Consider the following 13,159-nt stretch of genomic DNA (forward strand, 5'->3'; position numbering starts at 1 on the left):
CCCCCTCTTTCTTTAGACGGTACCCAATTCTTCGAAAAGGTGTTTATTATGTTTGATATAAACATCTATTGTTTCATTGGCATAATTACAATAGGGCTTTGTAATATCTCCATTCCTCATTAAATTGGCATAAGCACAACCACCACCACAAAAGAGAGAGATAGAGCATTCCGTGCATTCCTTGGAATCTGTAATTCCCCGGTCCCATTGCTGATGAGCTTCAGAATTCAGCTCATATTTTGGGAAAAATGATCCAACGGCGGTCTCTGCACGGCCTACAGAGTCGGGACAGGCATAGATAAGTCCTTCTGTCCCAAATGAATAGAAACGTTGTTCGCGCGCGCTGCATTCTTTAAAATGTGGAACACTAGTGACCCCCGAGGAAGTACAAGCATCCATATCGTCCATCCTGCTCCAATCAAAAGATCGGATCGTGTTTCTAATTCGTGAGGTGCGCATGTTTATCACTGATCCCAGTCTTGCGTTGTATTTATCAATAAAAGAATCCAAGTCGCCGAACATTTCATATAGGGCTATCAACAGTTCATGTTCAGGTAAGTGGTCGGGCATTGGTTCACTGAAGTGATTAGTAACAGGCGTGACTTGCCAACCAAAGTGGGGGAACTTATTCCAGCCCTTTTGTTCAATGAAATTAGCCAGTTCGACCAGATGACCCAGATTTTCTTTGTTAACATTTGTCCTAGTAGCAACGGCAAAGCCTCGTTCCAGGGCCATATCAATATTTTGGACTATACGATCAAATGTTCCTTGTCCACCAGCCATGATACGCCGTTTATCGTGAACAGCTTTGGGGCCGTCAAGTGAAATTTGAAAGAAATCCCATTGGTCACGGTAAGGTTGAAAAATATCTAAAAATTGATGCAAGAATGTCCCGTTAGTAATAGCGCACATACGGAAACCATATTCATTAACAGCACGTTCTACCACTTCTTTAACTGTATTTTTAGTCTGCGGAAGAAGTGGTTCTCCTCCATATAAAACCATACGATGTTGTGCTCCTATGAAGCGGCCACGATTTTCTTCCATTTTAATAATTTGAGTAATAGCTTCGAACATTTTGGTTATTTCATCTGAGTCTAATGCATGATTATGGTCATGAATTTGATGGCCTTGATAGCAATAGGGGCACCTTAGATTACAAGCATATGTTGTACAAACATTGAAGGTCATACCCCATTTACTCTTTGCCGTCATTTTTTCCATTGCATCTTTAACTTTAAAAAGTATTTGTTGTTCTTCTGCAAGGCTATGAAAGATATACCCTCTTTTTTTGAAAAAAGTAAGTAGTTCAACCTCATCTTGATTATCTCGTTGCAGATTAGTCTGTTCAATCCGATCTAGCCGTTCCTTTACTAGACCATCCACTACATCTACTGCTCCACTAAGAGAATTAATCAAGATATAATTCCCATTGTTAATAGGATGAATAGAATTATATGTGCTTTTGATCATGATTTAACCTCCTCGTATTGTGCAGCTTCCTCCTGCAATTCGTGTAGATATTGACCAAGCATGTTCTTTGCATCCGGACAACAAGGAAGGTCCAGATCTCCGTATGTTGATAAAGCTTGTGCAGCGCAGCCGCCGCCGCAAATCATTGCTGCAGAGCAGTCTTTGCATTTGGGTATTTGTAGAACATTAAAATTTCTCCATTGGTCAAAAACGGGTTCCTTCGTAAAAACAGGGGAGAACTGGCCGATGCGATATTCTGATTTTCCCACTAAATCCGGACATGCATACATATTATTATCAGGTCCAAAAGCATAGGTTTTTCCTTCAGTAGCCTCACAGTAGACAAGTTGTGGCGAAATAATCCCAACTCTATCTTGTAATTCAGGATCAAGTAACATGCCTGTCCGGAAGAAACGGAACATTTCAGGACTAAGGCCGATCTTCTTTTGTTTTTCAAGTTCTGTAAAGTTAGGGACGTGTCGGATTAAAGACTTTGCAATCTCATAACCTTTCATCAAAGTAGAACTCAGACCTAGACAAGTATGATCTGTTACAGGAGCAAAGGTTATTGAGAAGGAAGGATGCCCGAAGAAGCCGCATTGATGATAGTACTTTATTAACTCAGGTACAGTTTTAATATTAGTTTGATCTATATTAATCCGGATCATAACAGGGATGTTACGGTTTAATAATTCATTAACGCCTTGGTGTATCCGTTGAAATGTACCCTGTCCTCCAGATAAAAAGCGCCGACTATCATGTATTTCCTCAGGGCCATCGACAGAAACCATAACACTTAAACAATCGCGAAAGCGTTCTAAAATGTCGGCGTAAGCTTTCAAGTGATAACCATTTGTATTACAACCGATTATAAAATTTCGTTTTTCCGCTTCTTCGCAGATTTTTTCTACCATGTTCTTGGCGGGAGGTAAGAGGGGCTCACCTCCGAATAGGTTAATTAATCCTTTGTCCATTCCGCTTTCTTTATGCAGAATATCAATTGCGGAAAACGCATGCTCTATTTGTTCTTCGGTAATGAAGCGTGTACTCTCATGAAGCAAATGATCTTCAAAGCAATATGTACAACGAAAATTGCAGGCATAAGTCGGACAAATAATATAATGCATGAATTGATCATAATTCATGATTTGTGATGCTTGGTTTAATCGTCGCTCCTTATCTTCATTATTCTCAAAAATGTAGCCTCTCCTCAATAAGAACTCGATATCGTCTTCTTTAAGCTCAGGCGGGTAATTAGATAGTTCCCAACTCTCTGCTGAATCCAGTAAATCAAGCATTTCTGCAGTGAAAAAATCTACAGCGCCTGTCAAAGTATTGATAACAAGGTTTTTTTCATCAAACTCATATCTTAAATGGTATTTATTTACTATCATGATATTTTCACCTCTATACAATTTTGGAATTATTAAAAAATATTGTTTAATTGTATAATTTATTGTGAATCACTTATATTGGGTATTAAAGAATTATTCGTAAAAAAAAGCCGCAGAGAACGGCTTTTTTCATCGACTCAAATTTGGAAACAACAATTCCAGCAACAAAGATTAATGCAGGCCATTTCGTCACGATTTTCCAATGTTTCTACCTGATCAAATAATTCTGTCCATAGATCCTTGTCGTCGTTCACGGAGCGAGTTTTGAATTGATTTTCACTCGACATATGTAAACCTCCTTTATATTATTTTTATCTAGAAGAAAGATGCTTTTAGATAAAATTGTTAACCCAAACCTAATGACATCCATTGATTCTTTAGATACCCTAATAACCCATTTATTTACAATGTTATTCTATAATTTTAAATCTACTTATTATGTGAATTTAGTCACAAAATCAAAACTCTTCCAAAATTTTCGAAATAAATGTATTAAATCTCAGTGAGGAATTTAAGTTGAGGGAATTCCTGCTCACTAGAGATGCGGTAAACTAGATGCCTTGACTACTAATATTTGCATTAAATATTACCTAAATCGTATTTATCGAGGAGGAAATAACAGGAACAAAATTGAAAAAGTATACCCTATAGCAGCACTGACCGGGAGGATGGCATGCAATTTCAACCAATTTATTATAATGGGGAATTATTTCTACCGAAGATCGAATTAAATATGACACCGAACCAATCGGTTGGCATCATAACGGACTTGAAGCGAAAGCAGCTTTTAATGAATCAATTAGGGGATCATTCCCAATATTATTTATTTCGGGCTGGGCAAAACGAGTATATGCGTTTAACGGTGGAGGAACTAATCACTTTTCTAATCAGAGTAACAGAGAGGAATGAGCGTACCGCTTCGTTGATAGATTATTTTGCTTTAAAAGAAGAACGGAAGGTAAAGATCAAGGATCTAAGCTCATCGAAAAGGATGTATGTGACATTGCTGCGTGTCTTTTTTGCGCATCAGCCTACACTTGTACTGGAGGAACCCTATTTTTACTTGGAAGAGCAAGATTGTCGTCAACTCAAACGGATTCTGGATGATCTTTCTCAAGAAAAGCAGATTTTAATTTTAACTTCGAATTTAGAGGATGCCCTTATTTCCTGTGATGCCATTTATCGGTTGAACGAATCGGGATTTCATCCATTGGATATTCGGGACTTCGACGAGGATAAGCAGGAAGTACAGAAACAAGACGAGGCCAATATAACCTTGCAGAAGATCTCTACCAAAAGAAATGATAAAGTGATTTTATTTAATCCGCCTGAAATTGATTTTATAGAAAGTGTAGAGGGGTCAATCCTTGTTCATGTGGGCGGTGAAAATTATGACTGTGCGTTGACGCTGACCGAGCTCGAGCAGCGATTATTAAATTTCGGTTTTTTTAGGTGTCACCGATCTTACATTGTTAATCTGCAAAAAGTAAGAGAGATTATTACATGGACGAAAAATAGCTACAGCTTGCGATTAAATACAGGTCAAGATGCCGTGGTTCCGTTATCCCGTTCAAAATTGCCTGAATTAAAAGCACTTCTTAACATTTAAATGGTACCATTCAGGCGCTTACAGCTACATTTCGGCGCGTTTTGATGGCAGGAAGCATGTAATCTGTATATGTTTAAGCCATCAACACTAAGGATGTGGAGTTAATGAATGTTATCCGGGTAGAACGTATCCATAAGAGATTTGGAGAAAAGGATGCGTTAGCAGATGTTTCTTTTTCAATTCCTAAGGGTGAAATTTTTGGTTTCCTTGGCCCGAGTGGCTCAGGCAAAACAACATTAATTAAGATTCTAACGGCACAGTTAAATCCGACAAGTGGACAGGCAAGTGTATTTGACCAGCCGGCGGAGATGATGCAGCAGTCTGCTCAGAAGATGCGTTTTGGCATTTTGACGGATAACAGTGGTCTATATGAGAGGTTAAGTATTGAGGAAAATCTGGAGTTGTATCGTAAGTTATATGATCTTCCCAAATCTGCGGTCGACAAGGTGCTGCAGTTTGTAAACTTAAGCGGGGAGCGCAAAAAGAAAGCTAACCTCTTATCCAAAGGGATGCGTCAGCGTGTCATGCTGGCATGCGCGATTATCCATGAGCCGGAATTATTATTCCTGGATGAACCAACTTCGGCTCTAGATCCGGTAAACACAGCACATATCTATAAAGGCTTACGCTACTTAAATGAGAAAGGAACTACGATTTTTCTGACTACGCATGATATGTCTGAAGCAGAATTGATATGCAACCGTGTAGCGATTCTGTATCAGGGTCAAATCCAAACCATCGGTTCACCGAAGGAACTTAAACGGCAGCACCGGGAGAACGTAATTAGTGTGGACTTAATCAATGGGGAAACCTACGAGCTCCCGATCGATGAGGGGGCGGCTGACCAAATCGCGGATTGGATGAGGCGGGGGCTAATTGACCGGTTAGAAACGAAAGAGCCAAGTCTAGGTGATATTTTTATTAAAATGACAGGAAGTGAGCTACTATGAGTATCTCATACAAACGTGCCCGGGCGATATTTGTGAAGGATTACAAAGAGTTTTCACGTAACTACGCGCTGTCCATTATGCTGATTTTTCCTATTATTATCGCTCTGATTTTCAAGAGGGCAGGTGCGTCTTTACCTGGAGCCAGCGGTTTTCTTTTTAATAGTTCGTTTGTATTGCTAACATGTTTCGCACAAGCCTGCTTGATTGCGGAAGAGAAGGAACGTAACACTTTACGGTCATTAATGATGACACCGGCTACGACCATGGATGTACTAATCGGTAAAAGCAGTCTGGTCTTTGTCATGTCTGCTGTTGTTCTCGCTATTTCTACATTATTATTTGGCTATGAGCCAGCTAATATATGGGCATTTGTGGCAGTAATCATTCTTTCGATTATTCTGTACACTGCAGCCGGGACGATCTGCGGTTTATTCTCCAAGACGTTGCTTGAATCCTCATTATCTATACTCCCTGTGGCGTTCATATTTATGGGGGCACCGTGGGGAGAAGTACTAGTGAAGGATTATCCGGTCTTCAAAGTGCTGGATTACATGCCAAGCAGTCAGCTTGTGCATCTGCTGGGTCTAAGCAATACAGGTTATACGACGGGCGATGTAGTGAAACCACTCCTCATTAATTTGGCATGGACGGTTGTGCTAACAGTAGTGTCTGTCATTTTATATCAGCGGCGGTTGAAGGACGAGTAAGGGAGCTCTGAAGGGACTTTAGCCAGCCTTCGGTGGGTCTTTGGTAGGGTTGAAACAAGCGGCCGACTGAGACTATACGACGATTATTTTCCAATTGAGGCTGTGATGTTGTCATGACGGGGCCTGCCGGGTAATAAAGATGATTAGAACTTTCAAATTTGGCTGATTTTGGATTGGGAGCCAAGGAAACGGGGGAAAGATCATGGCGGCACAGACAGTATCAGGCATCAGCTCCGTACAGACCATTGCGGCCTACGGCGGTACACAGAGTGATGTCAGTTCTCTGGAGAAACAGCGAAACCGGCTGATGATGGAACTGGATAAAGTGAATGCGGCACAAGGAAGTGAGATGCAAACTCCTTATCGCAGGGAGCAGCTGCAGCGGCAAATCCGGCTGCTGGAGTCCCAACTGGTACAGAAAAGCGGGAGCAGTACCTCCGTAAATTTTGTGCCTGCTTCTCCGCTTCAAGATCACCTCCCCCTTTGGGGAAATGAAGGAAAGGGAGGCCTCAAGGGCATCGGCCTGACTGATCCCCGGACGGCGACGGTGGACGCGGAGGGTCATTTCGACGCGTTAATTTAGGCAAGCGAGCGAAGGTGCGGAAAGCGTCAGGTGATAAACTGACACTCCATAATCATGAGGCTAGCTAGCCGAGCTTCCCCCGAGAAGACCCGCAGCACGGTAAAAACAACAAAATAGGCGAGAGGGAAGCTTCAACACTTCCTCCTCGCCTATTTGTGTTCATGCAGTTGCTTAGGGTTCAACTATTTTATTCTGGTGTTCCTTGGGTTACCCCATGGATATACGAGAGCGTCGGGGAATCGACGGCCCCTTGTCCCGGATTATAGGTGAAGGAGTACTCGATGGTATCCCCGTGTTGCAGGTGATTTACAGGGTAGGTATAGCTACCGTTCCCTGCCGGGGTCATGGCTACGTTTAGCTGCCCACCGTTATTCAACTTATAGTGTAAGTCGGCAAAGGTTGCGCCGTTCACATAGAACAGCAGGTCGTCACCTATTTTCTTCAGGCCCCGCACCTCATCGCCGACAATGATAACACCGGATGATGCTGCCGGTACAACAGTGATGGTGGAGAGGGCTGTTTTATTACCGTCGGCTGTTGTAGCCGTTACGGTTGTTGTGCCTGGAGTGAGTCCCGTCACGAGACCGTTCGGATTCACGGAAGCGACGTTGGTACCTGATACGGTCCAAGTGACCTGCTTATTGGTTGCATTAGACGGGGCAACATTGGCGTTCAACTGCACAGTCTGTCCGACCTCCACCTGCGCAGTGGTTTGATTCAGAGAAATACCGGTAACCGGCACGTTTACCGGATTCTCGCTGTTGCCTTCTTTATAGACACGAACATAATCCACTTGCATTGTTGCAGGAATATCCGACGGATCTGGGGTATGACCGCTGTCGAAGTGACCGCCGATCGCCAGATTCATAATGATGTAGAAGGGTTGATCGAATGGGGCGTTCGGATTGTTAGGTGCAGCTACGGAATACCATTGATCTCTACTGACTTTAAAGAAGAACTTGCCGTCCACATACCATTTCATATTATCTTCTTCCCAGATCATGGAGTACACATGATAATCATTGGCGAAGGTCTGACCTTCAGGGAAGTGATATTCACCAGCAATATATCTGTTTACAGGCCATTGTCCGCCAAAGTGTATGGCCCCGCTGGTCGTGCCGGGCAAGCGTCCTTTGGCTTCCATAATATCAATTTCCCCGGATGCGGCCCACGCTCCATAAGCGGCATCTTCCGGAAGCATCCAAAGTGCTGGCCAAACGCCGTTACCTGTAGGCAGCTTAGCACGAATATCTACTCTGCCGTACTGGAAGGACAGCTGATCTTTGGTGTTAATCTTGCCGGATGAGTACTGGGCATACCGGCTTGGGTCCTGTGGAAAGGATTTTGAATCGTTCAAAGCTCTGATATTCAGCTTTCCGTCCTGTACAAATACATTTTGTGTACTGTCTGTATAGTGCTGCAGTTCCGCGTTGCCCCAGCCCCAGCTATTCGGATCGTCAGTAATATAATAACCTTGTTCGTAGCTCCATTTGCTCGTATCGAGTGCTGTTCCGTTAAATTCATCCTGCCAAATGAGATTCATGCCCTCTATCGCCGGGTCGTTTGGTGTTCCGATGGCAATGTCATCATGATCGGATACATCCGGACGTGGGGCATCTGGATTACCAATAAAGGTATAGTTGACGTAATTGTTGCCGACACTTCCGCCCGCCTGTCCATTTAATGGATAGCCAATACGGATTTGCACATCCTCTTGGACAGGCTGGAACCAAAGCCCATAGATGTAGTCAGCCCAATATCCCCACTGGTTGGCATCGGACATGTTGTTATAGCCATTGCCGGCGTATACAAATCCGCTCTGGCTGGAATCACTCATAGCAACCCATTGTCCGTTGATGTTAATTTGGTATACGTAATTTCCTAGTTCAGTGCCTATTGGAGCGCCCCCATCAATCTTAGGTAGCGGTACACCTATTACACCTTTTGCATCTGCGGTAAAGGTCGTTCCCTCATAAGGAGTTAAGACATATGAATTTCTTACAGGTTTATTAAAGGTGAGGGTATAAACGACGTTAGCCGTTGAGGTTTTCGATTCTAACTTGACGTTGATAGACTCTGTTACGGTGAACCAGTAGCCACCGCCGCCTTCGGTGAATTGTCCGAAGTTGTTATCATAGATCCAGCCGCTGGCTGCATTATTGTCAATATCAATCCATGTACTGCTGCTTACAGGTTTTACATATACCTTCAGATCTTCAGCTACGGCTTCATAGGTAACGGCCGGATCATTGTTGAAGGTAGGATAAGTAAAGCCTGCACTTCCTGTAAATCCTGCTGAAATCTGCGGCCCTTGTGTAGGGGCCATAGCAGTAATGGTCGTTTTGTTTATGTTTTGAAATACCAGGGTGTAATCAAGTGTAACTCCATTAGCCTTGGAGAACAGCTGAATCTCCGTTGTTGCGGAGAGAGTGAACCAATAGCCATTCAAGCCACCGTCGCTCCAGTGTCCCCAGTTTTGGTTGTAGGTATAGCCGCCTGCATGGTCAATATCCACCCAGTTTCCAGCAACTTTTACTTTTACACCGACGTCATCGGAAACATCATTCCAGGTGGCAGAGCCCCCATTGAATGTGGGCATGACGAAACCATAGCTAGCTTGCCCAACCCCTGATTTTGAGATGACAGGACCGTCTGCCGCTGAAAAGTAAGACATAGAGGTAACTGTGGTTCCTGCTGCCTGCACCTTAGAAGTCGGCAATAGACCAACCCCAGCCAACAGTACTACTGCTAAGAACAAACTAAATACCTTCTGCTTAAAACCACTTTCCGTATTGTAAAGTCGTTTCATACTTGCCCTCCTTTAATAAAATAATGAAGAAACGAAACCGCTTACATTTAGGGTCATCTCTATTCTATCGAATATAATAATCAGCTAAAAGGTACAATTATTTTTGTTATAACCCAATTTTTTGGCTTTTGATTATTTATAGCGCTGTGTCACGGAACTTTTCCTCGCTGTCGTGCTTCCGGCGCATCATTTGCCGGTATTCTGTGGGCTGCATGTCCATGACATCCCGAAATGATCGTGTAAAACTTTTGTAGCTTTCATACCCTACCATGGTGGCTACCTCTACAATTTTATGATCGGTTTCGGCCAGCAGCCGCCGGGCTTTATCCAGGCGCACATCGCGCAAGTATTCTGCAAAGCCTTTGCCGATATTTTTTTTGAACAGGTTAGAAAAATAGGCATAATTAAGCGACACGTGGTTCGATACCATCGCGAGATCCAGGGGTTTATGATAGCTTTCGTGTATAAAGCGTATGGCTTCATTCAAATCTTGCGAGTTGCGATAGCTGCACTTATATTCATAATAAAATTGGTTCAGCCGAAGCAGCTGTTGTTGCAGCGCCTGAATATAATCGCGAATACCCGGATAATCGAATAGATTACGTAAACATTCGCTGTCCAGCGCTTCTTCCCCCATGTACGGGCGGATTACACGCACAGATTCCTCCAGCATCTGTACAATGGCACGGCATAGCTGCTGTGTGTATTGGATGTGATAACGTTGCAATGTATCTTTGTGAAATATCATAGAAATGCCTTGGGTGATTGTACCGCTGTTTTTGGTGCCGATTAACTGGAACAGGGCATATAACTCCTCATAGGGAAGCTCCCACTGCTGCTCCAGTCGCTCAATATGTGTTGGCAAGATGCAGCTCTTCTCTGGAAACAGGTAACTGTGGCGATAGAGCTCTAGCGCTTGTGTATAGCTGCGGGGCAACTCCTTCAATCCTTGCTGCGGGCTGGTCATGGCAGTAATGGCATCTATCTGTCCTGCTTTGAGGGCGGCCGGGAAGGCTCCCGTATCTACGGCTGCATCAACCGCGAGAATCAGGTACGGGCGGTGTTGCAGGCATATACACCCTCGTCTGCCATACACACGGTAGGCAAGGGATTCCATACTGTGGCTACTGTCGGCCCCAGGTTGGTTAATCCATAATTCCTCCCGCAGCAGACACAGGCGGTAATTACTCCACAACTCTGGATTCTGTTGCTGGGTTTGGAGAACCCACGCTTCATCAATCATTGCACCCTGCATGAACATACTCAGTTCTTTGCGGTCTGTCTCCCGGGCGCGGCGGGAGATATGCTCCATATTACGCGAGAGCGCCTGCCGTGTTTTTATCTCATTTGCTACATGTTCTACTGCGGTTTGCAGATCTTCACGTTTCACAGGTTTGAGCAGGTAGCCTTTTGCTCCAAGTTCGATGGCTTTTTGAGCATAGGCAAAATCACTATAGCCGCTAATAATCAGGTAATCTACCTCAATATGCTCCTGTTTGCTCTTCGCCATCAGCGTCAGTCCATCCATATCGGGCATCCTGATATCAGTAATCACCAGTTGGATGTTGTGTTGACTCAATATATCTAAGGCCTCAATTCCGTTTACTGCACAGTAAATATTGTCCAGCTGCAGCGGAAATTGACGCAGCATCGCCTGCAGCCCATCACGAATGTGCTTTTGATCGTCCACAATTAGAATATTGATCATGCCCTACCATCCTCCAAGATTCACATTTTCCCAAGGCAAACGTATGGTTACACAAGTATAGGCACCCTGCACACTGTCAATCCAAAGACCGCAGTTCTTACCATAATGAAGCTGTATGCGCTTATGCACGTTCTCCAAGCCCAGTCCGTTTTTGCTGGTAACAATCGGTGAATCTGAGTCGCCCCGCAGCACAGCCTGCAGACTGGACAGCATTTCCGGGTCAACACCTGCGCCATCATCTCGTATCTCAATTAGCAGAAGGCTTTCATTTTCTACCGATACGGTAATATGGATACGTACGCTGCCGCCCGAGGGTGCTGCATGATGAACGGCATTTTCGACGATGGGCTGCATGCACATTTTAGGAATTGTATAACGCAGTACCTCCTGCGGGAGATCCGCCGTCAACTCAATGCTGCCACCCTCCATAAAGTTTATGAATCGGACATAGCTGTGTATGTTGGCAAGTTCTTCGCTAAGCGCAACCGTATCGCTGCGCCATTGCATGCTGTATCGCAGTTGTGAGCCTAAAGACACCAACGCTTCGGCGATAGCGGGCTGTCGCTGAACCTCCGCGAGCATACGGATGGATTCCAGCGCGTTATATAAAAAGTGTGAATTGATCTGCGAATGCAGCGAGTGCAGCTGTGCATTTTTGGCAATCAGCTGCTTATCTACCACTTGGGTCATCAAATGTTTGATTTCGTCCAACATATTATTGTAGCTGACGGCCACCTCGTCGATTTCGTCACCGGTTTCGTTTTTATCCAGGCCGGTATCAATTTTCGCATCCAGTTGGCCTTGCCGCACCTTGCGCATAGAAGCCAGCACCCTGTCGAGCCGGCGGAAAATGCGCCGAGTGGTATGTGAAACGAGCAGTAACATTAGCAGCAATACACACAATGTGATCGCTACTACGAGCAAATACCAGCTTCGTGGGCCTTTCATCAGCGCTTGATGAGAGGCAATATCCACTACATAGGCGTTCAGTGGGGCGATGTAGCGATACAACGCGTAGTAAGTATGGTCGCCTACCTTGACCTTAATGGGGCTACTCTGCTGCAGCACATCCAGCCGCTGGTGAATGCTACCTAGAATGTTATCCAATTCCTCACCGGCATTTTGTGAAAAGATATGCTCAGGATTGTATACAGATCGGGAAGAGTCGGCTCCATCCATCACTACAGAAAAGAAATCCCCCCCGCTATCCTCAAGCAGGTCACTGAAAAAGACGCTATGCTGGGCGCGGATTTCCATAATGGTAGGGAGTTTCTGCTGTTGCCCCTGAAGGCGTACCAGCCGGTAATAGGATAGCGTATGCTCTCCATCTTTAAAAGCAAATAAGCGGTATGCCGCACCGCCTTCCTCCCGAAGTGTCACCCAGTAGTCCTTCGGCCAGAACTTGTCATAATGGTAGATTTCAGGCCAAATCTCAAATAGGTTTGGATTATCGACATAGAAACTTAGCTCGCTGATCATCTCGTAGCTTTGAATGATATTATGCATTTGCTCAAATTGATTTTGTCTAAATTTTACGAGACGCAGGCCATCCCCGCGCATATTGGAGTGAATAAAATCTACAAATGCCTTTTGATTCAGCGCAGTAGAGGAAGCGTTCTCAATAATGCCCATTTTGCTGCGCAGTTGTTCGTTAATTCGTGAGACATGGCTGCTGCCGGTAGCCATAGCGTCCTTGTATAGCTGACTTTCCTGTGTGCGGATAAATAAAAAGGATACCACAATCGCAGGGATGGCAATCATCATGCTAAAAGCCAGAAACAACTTTTGGGAGATTCGGGAATTACGGTACAGCTTCCTCATTTTAGTCAGCAGATACTTCATTTAAGTAGCCTCCTACCCTTGTAATATACCATATATTACAAACTGCCCGGTAGGTAACTAGGCTGTTTTGTTAAATGGTTAAAG

At 44.3% G+C, this 13,159-nt stretch carries 9 protein-coding genes; 4 read left to right on the forward strand and 5 right to left on the reverse strand.

Annotated elements, in window-relative coordinates:
- Positions 1-12: 12 nt before the first annotated feature.
- Together NST45_RS27480 and NST45_RS27485 are read right to left on the reverse strand one after the other, a co-directional pair.
- Positions 13-1,473 (reverse strand): radical SAM protein, encoded by a 1,461-nt coding sequence (locus tag NST45_RS27480; protein ID WP_036682397.1) that lies wholly within the window; start codon positions 1,471-1,473, stop codon positions 13-15.
- A complete protein-coding gene (locus NST45_RS27485; protein WP_339824278.1) occupies positions 1,470-2,867 on the reverse strand; it encodes a radical SAM protein in 1,398 nt (465 codons plus the stop codon). The genes NST45_RS27480 and NST45_RS27485 overlap by 4 nt, the downstream gene beginning before the upstream one ends.
- A 673-nt stretch (positions 2,868-3,540) precedes the next feature.
- On the opposite strand from NST45_RS27485, the gene NST45_RS27490 reads away from it, so the two are divergent.
- The 4 genes from NST45_RS27490 to NST45_RS27505 all read left to right on the forward strand — a co-directional run bounded on the left by NST45_RS27490 (position 3,541) and on the right by NST45_RS27505 (position 6,716).
- Positions 3,541-4,476: a LytTR family transcriptional regulator DNA-binding domain-containing protein gene (locus tag NST45_RS27490; RefSeq protein WP_038573913.1), complete on the forward strand. Its 936-nt coding sequence runs from the start codon at positions 3,541-3,543 to the stop codon at positions 4,474-4,476.
- 104 nt (positions 4,477-4,580) lie between these two features.
- On the forward strand, positions 4,581-5,426 hold the full coding sequence (locus NST45_RS27495; protein WP_339824280.1) for an ABC transporter ATP-binding protein: 846 nt from the start codon (positions 4,581-4,583) through the stop codon (positions 5,424-5,426).
- Complete coding sequence (locus NST45_RS27500; protein ID WP_038573909.1) at positions 5,423-6,133, forward strand: ABC transporter permease; 711 nt, start codon at positions 5,423-5,425, stop codon at positions 6,131-6,133. Before NST45_RS27495 ends, NST45_RS27500 begins: the two co-directional genes overlap by 4 nt.
- A gap of 202 nt (positions 6,134-6,335) precedes the next feature.
- Positions 6,336-6,716 carry a FlxA-like family protein gene (locus NST45_RS27505; protein WP_038573907.1) on the forward strand — a complete coding sequence of 127 codons (381 nt, stop codon included), beginning with the start codon at positions 6,336-6,338 and terminating at the stop codon, positions 6,714-6,716.
- A 187-nt stretch (positions 6,717-6,903) separates the two neighbouring features.
- Here the strand turns inward: NST45_RS27505 and NST45_RS27510 are convergent, their stop codons facing one another.
- The 3 genes from NST45_RS27510 to NST45_RS27520 all read right to left on the reverse strand — a co-directional run bounded on the left by NST45_RS27510 (position 6,904) and on the right by NST45_RS27520 (position 13,075).
- The gene (locus NST45_RS27510; RefSeq protein ID WP_076099765.1) at positions 6,904-9,525 is read right to left on the reverse strand and encodes a family 16 glycosylhydrolase; all 2,622 of its coding nucleotides are present in this window, start codon (positions 9,523-9,525) and stop codon (positions 6,904-6,906) included.
- A gap of 136 nt (positions 9,526-9,661) precedes the next feature.
- Complete coding sequence (locus tag NST45_RS27515) at positions 9,662-11,233, reverse strand: response regulator (protein ID WP_038573904.1); 1,572 nt, start codon at positions 11,231-11,233, stop codon at positions 9,662-9,664.
- 3 nt (positions 11,234-11,236) lie between these two features.
- Complete coding sequence (locus NST45_RS27520; protein ID WP_038573903.1) at positions 11,237-13,075, reverse strand: histidine kinase; 1,839 nt, start codon at positions 13,073-13,075, stop codon at positions 11,237-11,239.
- Between the last annotated feature and the right edge of the window lie 84 nt (positions 13,076-13,159).

Origin of the sequence: Paenibacillus sp. FSL R7-0163, from assembly GCF_037969975.1 — a bacterium.
Classification (GTDB): domain Bacteria; phylum Bacillota; class Bacilli; order Paenibacillales; family Paenibacillaceae; genus Paenibacillus_AQ; species Paenibacillus_AQ odorifer.

What these genes read in the sequence shown, in the direction of transcription:
- NST45_RS27480 (WP_036682397.1), bottom strand. Translation starts at nt 1,473, where the DNA reads ATGATCAAAAGCACATATAATTCTATTCATCCTATTAACAATGGGAAT.
- NST45_RS27485 (WP_339824278.1), bottom strand. Translation starts at nt 2,867, where the DNA reads ATGATAGTAAATAAATACCATTTAAGATATGAGTTTGATGAAAAAAAC.
- NST45_RS27490 (WP_038573913.1), top strand. Translation starts at nt 3,541, where the DNA reads ATGCAATTTCAACCAATTTATTATAATGGGGAATTATTTCTACCGAAG.
- NST45_RS27495 (WP_339824280.1), top strand. Translation starts at nt 4,581, where the DNA reads ATGAATGTTATCCGGGTAGAACGTATCCATAAGAGATTTGGAGAAAAG.
- NST45_RS27500 (WP_038573909.1), top strand. Translation starts at nt 5,423, where the DNA reads ATGAGTATCTCATACAAACGTGCCCGGGCGATATTTGTGAAGGATTAC.
- NST45_RS27505 (WP_038573907.1), top strand. Translation starts at nt 6,336, where the DNA reads ATGGCGGCACAGACAGTATCAGGCATCAGCTCCGTACAGACCATTGCG.
- NST45_RS27510 (WP_076099765.1), bottom strand. Translation starts at nt 9,525, where the DNA reads ATGAAACGACTTTACAATACGGAAAGTGGTTTTAAGCAGAAGGTATTT.
- NST45_RS27515 (WP_038573904.1), bottom strand. Translation starts at nt 11,233, where the DNA reads ATGATCAATATTCTAATTGTGGACGATCAAAAGCACATTCGTGATGGG.
- NST45_RS27520 (WP_038573903.1), bottom strand. Translation starts at nt 13,075, where the DNA reads ATGAAGTATCTGCTGACTAAAATGAGGAAGCTGTACCGTAATTCCCGA.